Here is a 16,833-nt window from a genome sequence, read left to right as displayed (position 1 = left end):
CGGGCCCGTCCGGGTGGTGCCTACAGCGGTGTGCACGGCGATCCGGCGATCCGTCGCCCCACGACAGGGCCGGCGCCGCCTCCTCCGCCGGGTCTGCCGACCGACCTCGTGGGGCGCTCACGAGGAGTGATCGTGTCCCCCGACCGGGTGCTTCCCGCCGGGGTGGACCCGGTCGGGGGATGACGCACAGTCACCGCGGCTGGTCGACTGCCCGGGACGTCGGACGAGGTCCTGGGGGAGACATGACCGTCATCGGCTACGCGCCGGGCGCGTACGACCTGTTCCACATCGGCCACCTCAACGTGCTGCGGCACGCCGCCGCGCACTGCGACCGGCTGGTGGCCGGGGTGGTCGCCGACGAGGTGCTGCTGCAGACCAAGGGCCGGCTGCCGGTCGTGCCGCTGGCCGAGCGGATGGAGATCGTCCGCGGCCTGCGCGTCGTCGACGACGTGCACGCCGAGCTCGTGCCGGACAAGCTCGAGGCCTGGCGGGCCGTGGGCTTCTCCGTCCTGTTCAAGGGCGACGACTGGCGGGGGACGCCGAAGGGTGAGCGGCTCGAGCGCGACATGGCCTCGGTCGGCGTCACCGTCCACTACTTCCCGTACACGATGCACACCTCGAGCACCGCGCTGCGCCGGGCGCTGCAGGCGCTCGAGACCGCCGAGCCCGCGACCAGGACGGCGTCTGCGCTCCCGCGTTGAGGCGCGGGGGGCGCCCCGACCGCCGGGTCCGCCCGCCGGCACGGGTCCGGCCTCGACGACCCCGACGGTCGAGCAGACGGCTCGACGATCCCGGGCCGCGGCCGTCGCCGGCCGCCGATCGCGCCCCGGCGGGGCCGGCGCCGGCCGTCTAGCCTGGGAGGGGGCCCGGCGCCGCACTCGGCGGCGCCCACTGCGGGCCGTCGTCCCCAGGAGGAAGTCCCCGTGAGCCTGCGCGGCGTGCTCGACGTCGTCCTCAGCGATCCCGGCACCGCCCGCGTGGTGGCCGCCGCGGGGTCGACCGAGCTCGCCGTCCCGGCCCCGCCGCCGGTGCAGCCGCTGGTCGCCGCCGCGCTGGCCGCGGTCGAGCCGGGCGCGGGGGTGCCGGTCCTGCTGGTCACCACCGGCGAGCGCGACGCCGACCTCGCCGCCGACCTGCTCCGCTGCTTCCTGCCCGACCGCCGGGTGGAGACCTTCCCGGCCTGGGAGACGCTGCCGCACGAGCGGCTCTCCCCGCGCGCGGACACCGTGGGCCGCCGCCTGGCCGTGCTGCGCGACCTGACCAACCCGGGGGAGAACGGCGCGATCGACGTGCTCGTCGCCCCGGTGCGCAGCGTGCTGCAGCCGCTGGCGCCCGGGCTCGGCGACCTCGTGCCGGTCGAGCTGCGCGCGGGCGACACCGCCGAGCTCGACGACGTCGCCCGCGCGCTGGTCGACGCCGCCTACACCCGCGTGGAGCTGGTCGAGAAGCGGGGCGAGTTCGCCCTCCGCGGCGGCCTGCTCGACGTCTTCCCGCCCACCGAGCCGCACCCGGTCCGGGTGGAGTTCTGGGGCGACGAGGTCGACGAGCTGCGCTACTTCTCCGCCGCCGACCAGCGCTCCCTCGACGAGCGGCCCGAGCGGCTGTGGGCCCCGCCGTGCCGCGAGCTGCTGCTCACCGACGAGGTCCGCGCCCGCGCCGCCGAGCTGGCCGCCGAGCACCCCGGCCTGGCCGACGTGCTCGGCAGGCTCGCCGAGGGCATCGCCGTCGAGGGCATGGAGTCGCTGACCCCCGCCCTGATCGAGGGCGACCTGCAGCTGCTCACCGACCTCGTCCCGGCCGGCACCCACGTCTTGGTCGCCGACCCCGAGCGGGTGCGCAGCCGCGCCGCCGACCTGGTGCGCACCGCCGAGGAGTTCCTCGCCGCCTCCTGGGCCACCGCCGCCGAGGCCGGCGAGGCGCCGCTGGACCTCGGCGCGTCGTCGTTCCGGGCGCTCGAGGACGTCGAGGCCGCCGCCCGCGGCCGGGGCCTGCCGTGGTGGACCACCGGCGCGTTCACGCTCGGCGACCTCGAGAGCGACGACCAGGGCGCCCTGGAGGCCACCACCGTCGAGCGGTTCGCCGGCGACCTCGACCGCGCCGTCGCGACGCTGCGCGCCTGGACCCGTGACGGCTGGCGGGTCGTGCTGACCTTCGCCGGGCCCGGCCCGGCCCAGCGCGCGGCCGAGCAGCTCGGTGCCGCCGACCTCGGCGTGCGGCTGGTGCCCGGCCTCGAGACCGCGCCCGAGCCGGGGCTGATCTCGATCACCCAGGGCAACCTGGAGTCGGGCTTCACCCTGCCCGGGGTCGAGCTGGCGCTGGTCACCGAGCACGACCTCACCGGCCAGCGCGGCACCACGATGCGCGACGCGGTCAAGATGCCCGCCCGGCGGCGCAACGCCGTCGACCTGGTGCAGCTGCAGCCCGGCGACCTCGTCGTCCACGAGCACCACGGCATCGGCCGCTACGTCGAGATGGTCAGCCGCACCGTCAACGGCGGGCAGCGGGACTACCTCATCGTCGAGTACGCGCCGAGCAAGCGGAACCAGCCGCCGGACCGGCTCTTCGTGCCCACCGACGCCCTCGACCAGCTCACCCGCTACGTCGGCGGGGAGCAGCCGGCGCTGTCCAAGCTCGGCGGCGCCGACTGGCAGAAGACCAAGGGCCAGGCCCGCAGGGCGGTCAAGCAGATCGCTGCCGAGCTCATCCGCCTGTACTCCGCCCGCATGGCCACCCAGGGCCACGCGTACGGCCCGGACACCGTCTGGCAGCGCGAGCTCGAGGACGCCTTCCCGTTCCAGGAGACGCCCGACCAGCTCGGCGCCATCGACGAGGTCAAGCGGGACATGGAGAACCCGGTGCCGATGGACCGGGTCATCTGCGGCGACGTCGGCTACGGCAAGACCGAGATCGCCGTCCGCGCGGCGTTCAAGGCGGTGCAGGACGGCAAGCAGGTCGCCGTCCTGGTGCCCACGACGCTGCTGGCCAACCAGCACTTCAAGACCTTCTCGGAGCGGATGGCCCAGTTCCCGGTCACCGTGAAGGTGCTCTCGCGCTTCCAGTCCGACGCCGAGAGCGCAGAGACGCTGCGGCAGCTCGCCGCCGGCGAGGTCGACGTCCTGGTGGGCACCCACCGGCTGCTGCAGCCGACCACCCGGTTCAAGGACCTCGGCCTGGTGATCGTCGACGAGGAGCAGCGCTTCGGTGTCGAGCACAAGGAGTACCTGAAGACGATGCGGACGGCGGTCGACGTCCTGTCGATGTCGGCGACCCCGATCCCGCGCACGCTGGAGATGAGCCTGACCGGCATCCGGGAGATGTCGACGATCCTCACCCCGCCCGAGGAGCGGCACCCGGTGCTCACCTACGTGGGCGCCTGGGACGACAAGCAGATGGCCGCCGCCATCCGCCGCGAGCTGCTCCGCGACGGCCAGGTGTTCGTCATCCACAACCGGGTGCAGTCGATCGACAAGGCCGCCGCGAAGATCCGGCAGCTGGTGCCCGAGGCCCGCGTGGCCGTCGGCCACGGCCAGATGAAGGAGCACGAGCTCGAGCGGATCATGGTCGGCTTCTGGGAGAAGGAGTACGACGTCCTGGTCGCGACGACGATCGTCGAGTCGGGCCTGGACATCCCCAACGCCAACACGCTGGTCGTCGACCGCGCCGACACCTTCGGCCTCTCGCAGCTGCACCAGATCCGCGGCCGGGTCGGCCGTGGTCGCGAGCGCGCCTACGCCTACTTCACCTACGACCCCTCGCGGCCGCTGACCGAGACCTCGGTCGACCGGCTGACCACCATCGCGCACAACACCGACCTCGGCGCCGGCATGGCGGTCGCCATGAAGGACCTCGAGATCCGCGGCGCGGGCAACCTGCTCGGCGGCGAGCAGTCCGGGCACATCGCCGGCGTCGGCTTCGACCTCTACGTCCGCCTGGTCGGCGAGGCCGTGGCCGACTACCGCGCCCAGGTCACCGGCCAGCAGGCGCCGCCCGAGCCGGTCGAGGTCCGGGTCGACCTGCCGGTCGACGCGCACCTGCCGCACGACTACGTGCCTGGCGAGCGGCTGCGGATGGAGGCCTACCGCAAGGTCGCCTCGGTGCAGGACGACGACCAGGCCCAGGCCGTGCTCGACGAGCTCACCGACCGCTACGGGACGGCGCCCGCGCCGGTGCTCAACCTGCTGGCGGTGGCCCGTTTCCGCGCCGCCATGCGCAGCCTCGGCATCACCGAGGTGTCGCTGCAGGGCCGCGCCATCCGGATCTCGCCGGTGCCCCTCCGCGAGTCGCAGCAGATGCGGCTGAACCGGCTGGCCGACGGCGCCACGTACAAGTCCGCCGTCCAGACGGTCTCGCTCAAGGTCCCGGTCGGGCCCGACCGGCGCACCCCGCTGCGCGACGTCGCGCTGCTCGAGCACCTGCACTCACTGCTGAGGGCGGTGCTCGAGCAGCCGGTGGCCGCCTGAGGTCACCTGCCGAGTGAGCAGTCGTCGCGTCAGGACACGGCGAGTCGGCTCGTGTCGCCGACCACGACTGCTCACTCGGGTCGCGATCACACCTCGCTTCAGCGCAGGGCGGCGGAGACCTCCGCGGCCAGCGTGCCGACGTGCCGGTCGCTGAGCATGCCGATCCGCTCGTCGTCGAGGTCGCCGTGGTAGCCGGGGACCCCGACCACCCGGAGCTCGCCGACCCTGCGCCGCCAGGCGCCGAGCGTGCGGGACGCCGCGTCCCGTGACCCCTCGGCGAGGAAGTAGGAGACCGGGCCGTCGAACCGGCCGGGCCGGTAGGCCTCCGACACCTCCTGGGTCCCGAGGAAGAACGCCAGCTCGGGATCGGGCGCCGCGGCCGGCGCCGGCGCCGGCTGCGCGGCCCCGCCCCGGACCGCGCGGACGAGCCGGCGCAGCGGCCGGCCGGCGCGGGCCGTGGCCCAGCGGCCGGCCCAGCGCACCCGGCCCGCCTCCCACCGGTTGAGCGCCGCCTGGGGCGGGCGGGTGTCGAGCAGGCCGAGGCAGCCGACCTCCTCACCCGCGGCGCGCAGCCGGGTGACGACCTCGAAGGCGACCAGGCCGCCGAAGGAGTAGCCGAGCAGGGTGTAGGGCCCCTCCGGCTGGGCGGCGCGGACCTGCGCGAGGGCGTCGGAGGCGACCTCCTCGATCGTGCGGTGCCGGCCGCCGGCGTCCTGCAGCGGCAGGCGCAGGCCGAGCACCGGCCGGCCGGTGTCCAGCCGGTCGACCAGTCCGGCGTACAGGTTCAGCTGTCCCCAGGCGTCGGGCACGAGGAACACCGGGGAGCCCTCCCCGGCCCGCAGCTCGATGACGGCGGCGGGGGCGGCGGAGAGCGCCGCGGCGGCGGCCCGGGCCAGGCCGGCCGGCGTCGGGTCCTCGGCGAACCGCTGCACCGGGACGTCGGCGTCGAGCTCCAGCCGGACCCGCCGCAGCAGGCTGAGCACCTGGCGGGAGGTCCCGCCGAGGTCGGACCAGTCGTCGCCGGGGTCGGCGGAGCGCACCCCGAGCACCTCGCACCAGATGCGGGAGACCTGCCCGAGCAGGCCGCCGTCCTCCTCCGGCGCGGCCGGGGCGGCGGTGGCCGCCACGACCGCCCGGCGGATCTCGTCCAGGCAGCCGGGGTTGCGCAGCGCGACGGCGTTGGCGATCGGGTCGCCGTTGACGGCGTCGCGCGCGGCGCGCTCGGAGCGCTTGCCGTTGTGGGTCAGGGGCAGCTCGCCGACCGCGACGACCAGCGACGGCACGTGCGCGGCGGAGGCCTCCCGGCGCAGCGTGCGCCGGATGGTGCGGTCGAGGTCGCCGTCGAGCCGGGCGCCCGGCCGCAGGACGACCAGCAGCACCATGCGCGAGCCCCCGGGCCGGCTGTCGTCGCCCTGCTCGACGGCCATCGCGTCGGCGACGTCAGGGAGCTGCCGGAGCACGGTGTAGATCTCGCTGGGCCCGATGCGCAGCCCATCGATGTTGAGGACGCCGTCGGAGCGCCCGTGCAGCCGCGAGGACCCGTCGGCGTCGAACTCGATCAGGTCGCCGTGGGTCCACATCCCCGGGTGGTCGGCGAAGTAGGCGTCGTGGAACCGGCGGCCGTCGGGGTCGCGGAGGAACCCGACGGGGCGACTCGGGAAGGGGCGCCGGCAGACCAGCTCGCCGACCTCCCCGACGACCTCGCGGCCGTCCTCGTCGACCGCCGCGACGTCGAGCCCGAGGCTGCGCGTCTGGCAGCGGCCCCGCCGGACCGGCACGTCGGGGGCGCCGAGCACGAAGCAGCCGATGATGTCGGTGCCACCGGAGATCGACTGCAGCGGCACCGGCCCGACCGCCTCGGCGACCCAGTCGAACTGCCAGTCGTGCAGGACCGCGCCGGTGGAGAGCACGGCCCGCAGCGCCGACAGGTCGGCGGAGTCGGCGGGCCGGAGGCCGGCGTCCTGGCCGAGCTGCAGGTACGCCGGGCTGGTGCCGAAGACGGTGACGCGGCGGTCGGCCGCGAGCTGCCACAGCGTCTCCGGGCCGGCGACGGGGCCGTCGTAGACGACCACGTGGGCGCCGGTGACCAGCGCCGACAGCTGCCAGTTCCACATCATCCAGGCGGTGGTGGTGTGGAAGTACAGCGTGTCGCCGGGGCCGAGGTCGACGTGCAGCCGGTGCTCCTTGACGTGCTCCAGCAGCGTGCCGCCGGCCCCGTGCACCATGGCCTTGGGCGGGCCGGTGGTGCCCGACGAGAACATCACGAACAGCGGCGTGTCGAAGGCGTGGTGCGGCCAGTCGCGGGCGGGCTCGGCGTCCGCGGTGGCGTCGGCCAGCCGGTCCACCGGCAGGCCGAGGTCGGGCAGCGGCCGGTCGTCGAGCAGCAGCACCCGGCACAGCGTGGGCAGGCCGGCCACGACCTCGGCGACGACGTCGTCGGCGACCGCCCGCCGGTCGAGGACGAGCACCGCGGGGTCGACCTGGCCGAAGCGGCCGAGCAGGGACGCCGCGCCCATGTCCGGCGCGGCCGTCGAGACCGCGGCCCCGATCGCGGCCACGGCGAGGGCGACGACGGCGGTCTCGCCGGTGTTGCCCGCGATCAGCACGACCCGGTCGCCCTCGGCGAGCCCGAGCCGGCGCAGCGCGGTCACCGTCCGGGCGACGGCGTCGCGCAGCTCGCCGCGGGTCCACCGGTCGGCCGGGCGGTCGGCGTGCACGGCGGTGAGTGCAGGGGCGTCGTCACCGGCGCCCTCGAGCGGGCGCAGCAGCGCCTCGGCGTAGTTCAGCCTCAGGTCCGGGAAGAACCGGGCGGTCTCGACGTCGGTGCCGGTCAGCACGACGTCCGCGGACCCCGACCACGGCAGCTGCGACCAGTCGAGCAGGGCGCGCCAGAACTGCTCCGGCCGCTCGACCGAGAAGGCGTGCAGCGCGCCGGGCGCGTCCAGGGCGGTGCCGGTGAGCTCCTCGCAGCGGGCGCGGAAGCGCGCGAGCTGGGGGACGGCGGGGGCCAGGGTCATCGGGGGAACTCCTCGTCCGGGGCGACCGCGAGGCTGGCCACCCACCCGTCGGGCACGGGCACGTCGTGCAGCGTCCAGCCGGCCACCGGTCCGCGGGCCGGCCCGATGGCGGTGACCACGGCGGCCGGGTCGTCGCGCAGGCCGGTCCCGCGGGCCTTGAGGACGGCCTCCTTGCGGGTCCAGGCGCGGGTGGCCGCGAGCGGGCGGGCGCCCGGCGGCAGCAGCGCGATGGCGCGCAGCTCGGTGGCGTGCAGCCACCCCTCGGCGGCCACGTCGGGCGTCCAGGGCGCCACTGGCTCCAGGTCGACGCCGATCCGGCGGCCGCGGGACACGGCGACGACGCCCAGGCCGCCGCCGGCCGAGCACCCGGCGTCCAGCCGCGTGGCCGCGGGCAGCTCGGGGCGGCCCGTGGCGCCCGTGCTGAGCGGCACCCGGCGGGGGTCGGTGCCCAGCTCGGTCGCGAGCGCGGTCCGGAGGGCGGCGCGCAGCAGCACGCGGCGCCGGTGGACGGCGGGTGTGCCGCGCCGGGCGCGGGCGACCTCGCCGGGGGAGAGCAGCGCCTCCGCGCGGGCCAGGCCGTCGTCGTCGGCCACCAGGGGGACGACGGTGACCGTCACGCCCGCGGTCACCTCGCGCGCGGGCGCGGGGGAGGGCGGCGGCATGCCGGCGATGCTGGCAGCGGGCGCCGTCGCTTCCATCCCCCGTCGTGGGGACACCACCCGGCCGGGTGGCCCGCCGCCTGCGCCGGGCGCGGGGACCGGTGTGGCAGGCTCCGCTGGTGCGTACCCGTCGGCTGACCGTGTCGATGGCCGTCGGCCTGGCCGCCGTGGCCGCCGTGGCCGGCTGCCGGACCTCGCCGTCCGTGGCCGCCTACGTCGGCGAGGAGCAGGTGACCGTCGCCGAGCTGCAGTCGGCCGTCGACGACCGGCTCGCCGACCCCGCGATCGACGAGGCCGTCGGCGGGCCGGGGAGCGACTTCACCCGGCAGGTGCTCACGCTGCTGGTCCGCGAGGAGCTCTACGCCCAGGCGGCGCAGCGGTACGACGTCGAGGTCACCGACGCCGAGCTCGACGCGTTCATCGAGGAGGCGCTGGCCGGCCAGGACGCCGAGGCGCTGTACGCGCAGGCCGCCGGCCAGGGCTACTCGCGGGAGGACGTCCGGGAGAGCGCCCGCCAGCAGCTGCTGCGCCGCGAGCTCGGCGCCGCCACCGGCGACGCCGCCGGCCTCGACGAGGCGGCGCTGCGCGCCCGCTACGAGCAGGTGCGCGCCGACCTCGAGCAGCTCTCCCTCGGCTACTTCGTCGTCCCCGACCAGGCCACCGCCGACAGCACCCTCGCCGAGATGACCGCCGCCCCCGCGTCCTACCCGGCCGTGGCCGCGCGGTTCCCCGGCGAGAACTCGCTGCCGCAGCTGCAGACCACCGCCGCGAGCGAGGTGAGCGGGCCACTGGCCGAGGGCATCGCCGCGGCGGCTCCCGGCACCGGCTTCACGCTGACCCTGCCGGGGGTGCAGGGCGTGGTGGTGGTCTTCGTCGCGAGCCGCACGACCCCCTCGTTCGAGGAGGCCCGGCCGCAGCTGGAGAGCGAGGCCGCGGTCGGGGTCGAGGAGGCCGGCGCCGGCGTGGTGGACGAGGTCCGCGACGACGTCGGGGTCACGGTCAACCCCCGCTACGGCGAGCTCACCGACGACGACGTCGTGCAGGAGGCCGAGGGCGGCGTCGTCGAGCTGCTCGACGACGCCGCCGCCCCGGCCGGGGGCTGAGGCGTGCCGCCCGCCGTCGTCGTCACCGTCAGCCCGCGGCTGCCCGGGCTGCTCGGGCCCGCCGGCTGGGCCGCGCTGGACGGCCGGCGGGTCGCCGCGCTGCCGGGTGCCGGTGCCACCGCGGAGGTGCTGCGCGCGGCCGGCCGGGAGGTCACCGACGTCGCCGACGCGGGAGCGCTCGACGACGACGTCGCCGTCCTCGCCGCACCCGGCGAGTCGCCGCCCGGAGTGCCGGTGGTCGACGGCGCCGCGGAGCCGCCCGGCGCCCGGCTGCTCGACGTCGTCGCGGTGATGGACCGGCTGCGCTCGCCCGGCGGGTGCCCGTGGGACGCCGAGCAGACCCACTCCTCGCTGCGCGGCTACCTGCTGGAGGAGGCGCACGAGGCCTACGACGCGATCGTCGACGACGACGCCGCGGCCATGCGCGAGGAGCTCGGCGACGTGCTCCTCCAGGTGGTGTTCCACGCGCGGGTGGCCGCCGAGGCCGGCCCGGAGCGGCGCTTCGACGTCGACGACGTCGCCGCCGACCTGGTGGACAAACTGGTCCGCCGGCACCCGCACGTGTTCGGCGACGCCGGCCCGCGCGACGTGGCCGGGGTCGAGGCGGGCTGGGAGGAGATCAAGAAGGCGGAGAAGCAGCGGCGCTCGCCCACCGAGGGCGTGTCGCGGTCCCAGCCGGCCACCGCGTGGGGGACAGCGCTGGTCCGCCGCGCCGCCCGCGCCGGCTACCCCACGCCGGAGCCGGCCGACCTGGGCTCGGCGGCGCCGGAGGAGCTGGGGGAGCGGCTGCTCGCCGTCGTGGCCGCGGCCGCGCAGCGCGGCTGGGACGTCGAGGACGCCCTCCGCGAGGCCGTGCGCCGCTACGCCGGCGAGCTCGACGCCGAGGCCCGTCGCCGCGCGACGTCGTCGGTAGGGCCGGCCGGTCCTACCGGCTGACGAGGAGCCGCTCGGTCGGCGCGGTGGTGACCCGTGGCGCGGTGAGCATCGCCTTCAGCGCACCGAGCACGCCCAGCCCGGCGACCGCGGCGGCGCACCACACGCCCCACCCCAGCAGGCGGGCGTCCCAGCCGGCGTCCACCAGCCGGGCGACGACCGCGGCGGCCACGGCCAGCGCGACCCCCAGCGCCAGCACCCCGGACACCCGGTGGCCGCGCGCGGGACGCAGCAGCAGGAGCCCGAGGACGACGAGCACGACCCCGCCGGCCGCCACCGTCGCCGGCTGCCACAGGCCGGTGCTCCCGAGCCCGGCCACGCCCTCCCGGGCCACGTCGACGGCACGCGCCGCCAGGTCCAGCCCGGTGGTCGCCCGGTCCCGTTCCCACGGCAGCCACAGGCTCGCCGCGTCGGCCACGCCGGCGAGCAGCAGGAGCACCCCGCCGACGACGTCGGGGCGGCGGACGTAGACCAGCCGTCCGGGGCGGACCGCCACCCCGGCCACCTCCGTGCCCTCCGGCGCGGGCTCCACGTCCGCGACGTCGTCGTCCTCGGCGGGATCCGGCGGGAACCCGAGGATGGACGGCCCCGTCCCGTCGTCCGCGTCCACGGGTGGTGGAGGCGCGGCTCCGGCGCCGTACCCGGGGGGTCGCTGCTGCTGGCGCTCGGTCATCGGGTCCTCCGACGGCGCAGACGTGGGGGAGACGCCCGCCACGAGGAGGTTATCGCTTGATCGGTTCCGCCGAGACCGCACCGTGACCGCTCCGTTACAGGCGTGCCGCGACCGCGTCGGGGTCGGACGGGCGGGTCCTCCCCCTCGCTAGGCTGCTCCCCGTGCCGAGCATCGATGCCGTAGGCGCGCGGGAGATCCTGGACTCGCGCGGGAACCCCACCGTGGAGGTCGAGGTCGCCCTCGACGACGGGACGATCGCCCGCGCGGCGGTCCCGAGCGGCGCCTCCACCGGCGCCTTCGAGGCGGTGGAGCTCCGCGACGGGGGCGAGCGCTACGCCGGCAAGGGCGTCACCAAGGCCGTCGACGGCGTCCTCGACGTCATCGGCCCCGAGCTCGTCGGCTACGAGGCCACCGAGCAGCGCCTGGTCGACCAGCGGCTGCTCGACCTCGACGGCACGCCGGACAAGTCCCGCCTGGGCGCGAACGCGATCCTCGGCGTCAGCCTCGCGGTGGCCCGCGCGGCCGCCGACTCCACCGGCCTGCCGCTGTTCCGCTACGTCGGCGGCCCGTCGTCGCACCTGCTGCCGGTGCCGATGATGAACATCCTCAACGGCGGTGCCCACGCCGACAGCAACGTCGACGTCCAGGAGTTCATGATCGCCCCGATCGGGGCGGCGACCTTCGCCGAGGCGCTGGCGGTCGGCGCGGAGACCTACCACGCGCTCAAGTCGGTGCTCAAGGGCCGCGGGCTGTCCACCGGCCTGGGCGACGAGGGCGGCTTCGCCCCCGACCTGCCCAACAACCGGGCCGCGCTGGACCTGATCGCCGAGGCCGTCGAGAAGGCCGGATACTCCCTCGGCACCGACATCGCCTTCGCCCTCGACGTCGCCGCCACCGAGTTCCACGGCGACGGCGGCTACGACTTCGAGGGCCAGACCCGCTCGGCGGAGTTCCTGGTCGACTACTACCGCGAGCTCGTCGAGGCCTACCCGGTCGTGTCCATCGAGGACCCGCTCTCCGAGGAGGACTGGGACGGCTGGGTCGCGATGACCTCGGCGCTCGGCGACCGCGTCCAGATCGTCGGCGACGACCTGTTCGTCACCAACCCCACCCGCCTGGCCGACGGCATCGAGCGGGGTGCCGCGAACGCGCTGCTGGTCAAGGTCAACCAGATCGGCACGCTCACCGAGACCCTCGACGCGGTCAACCTGGCCCACCGCAGCGGCTACCGCTGCATGATGAGCCACCGCTCGGGCGAGACCGAGGACACCACGATCGCCGACCTCGCCGTCGCCACCGACTGCGGGCAGATCAAGACCGGCGCCCCCGCGCGCAGCGAGCGGGTGGCCAAGTACAACCAGCTCCTGCGCATCGAGGAGGAGCTCGACGACGCCGCGCGCTACGCCGGCGCGGCCGCCTTCCCGCGCCTGCGGGCCCGCTGACGCAGGTGAGCGCGGGCACCGGCCGGCGGCGTTCCACCGGCCGGCCGCTGTCGAACGCCGCGTCCCGGCCGATCCCGGCCGGGACGCGCTCGGGCGCCGGCAGCCGCCCCGACGCGCGCCGTCCCGGACGGCGGACGCCGCGGCAGGCCCCGCGGGCCGCGGTCGCCCGCCGTCCGCTCGTCACCGGGCGCGTGGTGCTGTTCGTCGGGCTGCTCCTGCTGCTGGCGCTCACCCTGGCCGGGCCGGTGCGGCAGTGGCTCGAGGGCCGCGCCGAGCTCGCCCGGCTGGCCGCCGAGAGCACCGCGTACGACCAGCGCATCGCCGACCTCGAGGCGGAGCTGGCGCGCCAGTCCGACCCCGACTGGACCGCCCGGGAGGCCCGCGAGCGGCTGGCCTACGTGCTGCCCGGCGACCGGCTGGTCGTCGTGGTCGACGGCGAGGCGGCCGAGGGCGACGCCGGCACCCTGCCCGACACCGGCGACACCACCCCGCGGCCCTGGTACGAGGAGCTGCTCGGCTCGGTGGCCGACGCCGACGAGGAGGCCGGGTGACCGCGCCTGGGGAGCGGGTGCGCGAGCCGATCACCCCGGAGGAGCGCGAGCTCGTCGGCCGCCAGCTCGGCCGCCCGCCCCGGGCGGTGCGCGCGGTGGCCCACCGGTGCCCCTGCGGCCAGCCCGACGTCGTGCAGACCTCGCCGCGGCTGGAGGACGGCACGCCGTTCCCGACGCTGTACTACCTGACCTGCCCGCGCGCGTCCGCGGCCGCCAGCCGGCTGGAGTCGGCCGGCCGGATGCGGGAGTGGCAGGCCGACCTCGGCACCGACGCCGGCCTGGCCGCGGCCTACCGCGCCGCGCACGAGGCCTACCTGGCCGAGCGCGACGCCCTCGGTGAGCTGCCCACCCGCAACACCGCCGGCGGCATGCCCGACCGGGTCAAGTGCCTGCACGCCCTCGCCGGCCACGCCCTGGCCGCCGGCCCGGGGGTCAACCCCGTCGGCGACCGCGCCGTGGCCGAGATGGGGGAGTGGTGGGCACCCGGCCCCTGCGCCCAGGAGGAGGAGTCCCCGTGACGCGGGTCGCCGCCGTCGACTGCGGCACCAACTCCATCCGCCTGCTGGTCGCCGACGTCCCGCCCGAGGGGCCGCACACCGACCTGCTGCGCCGGATGGAGGTCGTCCGCCTCGGCCAGGGCGTCGACGCCACCGGCCGCCTCGCGCCCGAGGCTGTCGAGCGCACCCGGGTGGTGCTCGCGGAGTACGCCGCCCAGGCCCGCGACCTCGGCGCGACGGCGGTGCGGATGGTGGCCACCAGCGCCACCCGCGACGCGGCCAACCGCGCCGACTTCGAGGCCATGGTCCTCGCCACGCTCGGCCGGCTCCCCGACGTCGTCCCCGGCGACGAGGAGGCCCGGCTGTCCTTCCTCGGCGCCACCGCGTCCCTGGACGCCGCCGCGGCCGCGCACGGCGACCCGCCGCCGCGCCCGCCGTACCTGGTCGTCGACATCGGCGGCGGGTCCACGGAGTTCGTGCTCGGCGACGCCGGCGGGGTCCGCGCCGCGCGGTCGGTCGACGTCGGCTGCGTGCGCCTGACCGAGCGGCACCTGCACGGCGACCCGCCGACGCCCGACGAGATCGGCGCCGCCGAGGCCGACATCCGCGCCGCGCTGGCCGAGGTGGCCGCGGCGGTCCCGGTGGGGGAGACCGCGACCCTGGTCGGCCTGGCCGGCTCGGTGACCACCGTGGCCGCGCTCGCGCTGCGGCTGCCGCTCTACGACGCCGACGCCATCCACGGCTCCCGGATCCCGGTGGGCGCCGTCCGGTCGGTCACCGCGGGGCTGCTGACCGCCACCCGGGAGCGCCGCGCGGCCGAGGCCGTCATGCACCCCGGGCGCGTCGACGTCATCGGCGCCGGTGCGCTGGTGCTGCGGGTGGTCATGGACGCGTTCGCGCTCGACGAGGTCGTCGTCAGCGAGCACGACATCCTCGACGGCATCGCGCTGCGGCTGGCCCGGGGCTGAGGGCGCTCAGCCGGCCTCGTTCAGCCCCGGGGGCAGCTTGCCGGTCAGCGACTGGTAGGCCGCTGCCGCGCCGCGCGCGGCCAGCAACCGGCCACCGGCGACGGCGACCCCGGAGAACGCGGCCCAGGCCAGCGCCTCGGGCCAGCTGACCCCGGGGGCGGCCGGGTTCTTCGGCGGGTTGCTGCCGCGGGCCGCGTACCAGGCGGCGTCGGTGAGCTTGCGGACGGCGATCCCCGACACGGTGGCCGTCCCCGTGCCGAGGAGCTTCCAGGTCAGCGGCGCCTTCTGCTTGCGGGCCATGGGCTGATCATGCCTGCCGCGCCCGCGCGCCGCGCGCAGCGGTCAGTCCCTCGCGCGGGCCTGCCGGATGCGGTGCATGGCGGCCCGGGCCAGCTCCCGCGCGCGGCCGGCCAGCACCCGGCGGGCGAGGGCGAGGACCGCGGAGGCGGCGGTGGTCGCGGGCAGGTAGCCGCCCGACCCCAGCAGCCCGGGTCGTGCGAGCAGGACCCGCTCGGCGGTCACGGGGTCCGGGCGCCAGCGCAGCTTGTAGTCCTCGTCGCCGCGCAGGAAGGAGTACTCGGCCAGCCCCAGCCGGCCGGCCCGCTCCAGGGCGGCGCTGACCAGCAGCACGGAGGTGTCGATGTGCTGCCGCAGCCCGGGGTCGATCCCGGCGAGGTAGTAGGCCAGCTGCCGGTGGCCGAGGAGGTCGACCTCGGCGGCCACCAGCCGGCCGTCCATCCGGTACTGGACCACCAGCGCCTGGCCGCGCTCGACCATCGGCCCGAGGGCCTCGGTGAGGAAGGCGCGGAACCGCGCGGTGGAGTGCTCGGGGTTGCCCCGCCGGCCCGCCCACTGGGCCTCGTGCAGCCGGATCAGCTCGGGGACGGCGGCCGGCACGGCGCCGGGATCGAGCTCGGCCCGCTCGATGCCGGCCCGGTCGATCTTCTTCAGCTTGCGGCGCAGCGTCCCCGCCGTCCGGGTCGGGACCCGCGCGAGGACCCCGGCCTGCGGCAGGACCGGCAGCTGCAGGTTCAGCGAGGAGGGCGCGCGGCGGACCCGGCCCGGCCAGCCCGGGGCCCACGCCTGCGCGGCGGAGCCGGGCAGCACCTCGGGCAGGTCCAGCACCCGCCACCCGGGGACCTGCAGCAGCGCGCCGGCCAGCCGCGCTCCCGCGTCGGGCACGTGCGGGTCGACCAGGATGTCGGTGGAGTCGCTCAGCGGGCCGCCGAGGGGCGCGAGCGCCGGAACGGGACCGCGGCGCACCCGGTACAGCGGCGCGGCGGCGACGAGCGTGTCGCCGTTCCACACCGTCACGACGGCGAGCCGTCCGGCCGGCACGTAGGCGCGGGCCCACGCGCTGACCCAGGCGTGGGACTGGAAGGCCGTGGCGGCCGGCGTCCGGCGCCACAGGTCGTCCCAGGCGCCGGCCAGGGCATCGAGGTCGGCCTGCGCGGAGGCGACCGCCGTGCGCGCCCGGCCCGGGGTGGACGCCACCGGCGCGGGTGGCGGCGGCGACCCGACCGCCGCGTCGAGCCCGCTCCCGGACGCACCCAGCCCTGCCGTCACCCGTCCACGCTCCTCGTCCGCCCGGCGCCTCCCGCCGTCCGGCCGGGTCGCTGACCGGTCCGAGCCTAGGGACCGCCGGCGCCGCCGCCGACCCTCCGACGGGGGAGATCCGCCGGCCACCCCGCCCGACAAGCGGGTCGCCGGCGGGTGGTCCACTGGGGCGGTGGCAGTCGACGCCCAGGGGTTCCCCGTCACCCGCAGCCCCGCGGGCGTCGCCCGCTCCGCCCGCGCGGCACGCGACCTCGCCGCCCTCGACACCCGGGTCTCCGGCTGCCGCGCCTGCCCGCGGCTGGTCACCTGGCGCGAGGAGGTCGCCCGGGTCAAGCGGGCGTCCTTCCGCGACGAGGAGTACTGGGGCCGCCCGGTGCCCGGGCTCGGCCCGGCCGACGCCCGGATCGCCGTCGTGGGGCTGGCGCCGGCCGCGCACGGCGGCAACCGCACCGGCCGCGTCTTCACCGGCGACCGCAGCGGCGACTGGATCTTCGCCGCGCTGTGGCGGGCGGGGCTGGTCAACCAGCCGACGTCGACGCACGTCGGGGACGGCCTGGAGGTCACCGGCGTGCGCATCGCCGCCGCGGTCCGCTGCGCGCCGCCGGACAACGCCCCGACGCCGGCCGAGCGCGACACCTGCTCCCCGTGGCTGGCCCGCGAGCTCGCCCTGCTGCCGCGGCTGCGGGTCGCCGTCGTCCTCGGGGGCTTCGGCTGGACGGCGTTGTGGCCGGTGCTGGCCGCGGCCGGGTACGCGCTGCCCCGGCCGCGGCCGGCGTTCGGCCACGGCGTCGAGGTCACCGTGTCCGGACCGCGGGGGGAGCTGACCCTGCTCGGCAGCTACCACGTCAGCCAGCAGAACACCTTCACCGGCCGGCTCACCGAGCCGATGCTCGACGCCGTCCTGGCCCGGGCCACGGAGCTCGCCGGCAGCGGCGCCGCGAGGGGGGAGGACGGGTCCGTCCGCCCCTAGGCT

At 76.9% G+C, this 16,833-nt stretch carries 14 protein-coding genes; 9 read left to right on the top strand and 5 right to left on the bottom strand.

Annotated features, from left to right (window positions below):
* The first annotated feature begins 242 nt into the window (after positions 1-242).
* Together ACI79O_RS04920 and mfd are read left to right on the top strand one after the other, a co-directional pair.
* On the top strand, positions 243-701 hold the full coding sequence (locus ACI79O_RS04920; RefSeq protein ID WP_456887326.1) for an adenylyltransferase/cytidyltransferase family protein: 459 nt from the start codon (positions 243-245) through the stop codon (positions 699-701).
* Positions 702-923: 222 nt separating this feature from the next.
* Entirely contained in the window at positions 924-4,460 is a 3,537-nt protein-coding gene (mfd, locus tag ACI79O_RS04915) for a transcription-repair coupling factor (protein WP_456887325.1), read from the top strand.
* A gap of 98 nt (positions 4,461-4,558) precedes the next feature.
* On the opposite strand, the gene ACI79O_RS04910 is transcribed toward mfd, so the two are convergent.
* Both ACI79O_RS04910 and ACI79O_RS04905 read right to left on the bottom strand, forming a co-directional pair.
* Positions 4,559-7,477 (bottom strand): acetoacetate--CoA ligase, encoded by a 2,919-nt coding sequence (locus ACI79O_RS04910; protein ID WP_456887324.1) that lies wholly within the window; start codon positions 7,475-7,477, stop codon positions 4,559-4,561.
* Positions 7,474-8,139 (bottom strand): 4'-phosphopantetheinyl transferase family protein, encoded by a 666-nt coding sequence (locus ACI79O_RS04905; RefSeq protein WP_456887323.1) that lies wholly within the window; start codon positions 8,137-8,139, stop codon positions 7,474-7,476. Before ACI79O_RS04905 ends, ACI79O_RS04910 begins: the two co-directional genes overlap by 4 nt.
* 116 nt (positions 8,140-8,255) lie before the next feature.
* On the opposite strand from ACI79O_RS04905, the gene ACI79O_RS04900 reads away from it, so the two are divergent.
* Both ACI79O_RS04900 and ACI79O_RS04895 read left to right on the top strand, forming a co-directional pair.
* Entirely contained in the window at positions 8,256-9,239 is a 984-nt protein-coding gene (locus ACI79O_RS04900; RefSeq protein ID WP_456887322.1) for a SurA N-terminal domain-containing protein, read from the top strand.
* A 3-nt stretch (positions 9,240-9,242) separates the two neighbouring features.
* Positions 9,243-10,175 (top strand): MazG family protein, encoded by a 933-nt coding sequence (locus ACI79O_RS04895; RefSeq protein WP_456887321.1) that lies wholly within the window; start codon positions 9,243-9,245, stop codon positions 10,173-10,175.
* Here the strand turns inward: ACI79O_RS04895 and ACI79O_RS04890 are convergent.
* Complete coding sequence (locus ACI79O_RS04890) at positions 10,165-10,845, bottom strand: hypothetical protein (RefSeq protein WP_456887320.1); 681 nt, start codon at positions 10,843-10,845, stop codon at positions 10,165-10,167. The genes ACI79O_RS04895 and ACI79O_RS04890 overlap by 11 nt on opposite strands.
* A gap of 161 nt (positions 10,846-11,006) precedes the next feature.
* On the opposite strand from ACI79O_RS04890, the gene eno reads away from it, so the two are divergent.
* Genes eno through ACI79O_RS04870 form a run of 4 tightly spaced genes read left to right on the top strand, consistent with a single transcriptional unit; the run spans position 11,007 to position 14,303 of the window.
* The gene (gene eno, locus ACI79O_RS04885) at positions 11,007-12,287 is read left to right on the top strand and encodes a phosphopyruvate hydratase (protein WP_456913495.1); all 1,281 of its coding nucleotides are present in this window, start codon (positions 11,007-11,009) and stop codon (positions 12,285-12,287) included.
* 5 nt (positions 12,288-12,292) lie between these two features.
* A complete protein-coding gene (locus ACI79O_RS04880) occupies positions 12,293-12,838 on the top strand; it encodes an FtsB family cell division protein (RefSeq protein WP_456887318.1) in 546 nt (181 codons plus the stop codon).
* Positions 12,835-13,356: a DUF501 domain-containing protein gene (locus ACI79O_RS04875; RefSeq protein WP_456887317.1), complete on the top strand. Its 522-nt coding sequence runs from the start codon at positions 12,835-12,837 to the stop codon at positions 13,354-13,356. The genes ACI79O_RS04880 and ACI79O_RS04875 overlap by 4 nt, the downstream gene beginning before the upstream one ends.
* Positions 13,353-14,303, top strand: coding sequence for a Ppx/GppA phosphatase family protein (locus ACI79O_RS04870; RefSeq protein ID WP_456887316.1), 951 nt, complete (start codon positions 13,353-13,355; stop codon positions 14,301-14,303). Before ACI79O_RS04875 ends, ACI79O_RS04870 begins: the two co-directional genes overlap by 4 nt.
* A gap of 6 nt (positions 14,304-14,309) precedes the next feature.
* Here ACI79O_RS04870 and ACI79O_RS04865 read toward each other — a convergent pair whose 3' ends face one another.
* Together ACI79O_RS04865 and ACI79O_RS04860 are read right to left on the bottom strand one after the other, a co-directional pair.
* Positions 14,310-14,603: a DUF4235 domain-containing protein gene (locus tag ACI79O_RS04865; RefSeq protein ID WP_456877787.1), complete on the bottom strand. Its 294-nt coding sequence runs from the start codon at positions 14,601-14,603 to the stop codon at positions 14,310-14,312.
* A 42-nt stretch (positions 14,604-14,645) separates the two neighbouring features.
* Entirely contained in the window at positions 14,646-15,869 is a 1,224-nt protein-coding gene (locus ACI79O_RS04860; protein WP_456913494.1) for a GNAT family N-acetyltransferase, read from the bottom strand.
* Between the two features lie 163 nt (positions 15,870-16,032).
* Between ACI79O_RS04860 and ACI79O_RS04855 the strand changes: the two genes are divergently transcribed.
* Positions 16,033-16,830, top strand: coding sequence for a uracil-DNA glycosylase (locus tag ACI79O_RS04855; RefSeq protein WP_456887314.1), 798 nt, complete (start codon positions 16,033-16,035; stop codon positions 16,828-16,830).
* Positions 16,831-16,833: the final 3 nt, after the last annotated feature.

Source organism: Geodermatophilus sp. SYSU D00696, assembly GCF_054050235.1.
Note: the sequence above shows the minus strand (reverse complement) of the source record. Positions and strands in the feature narration are given on the sequence as shown.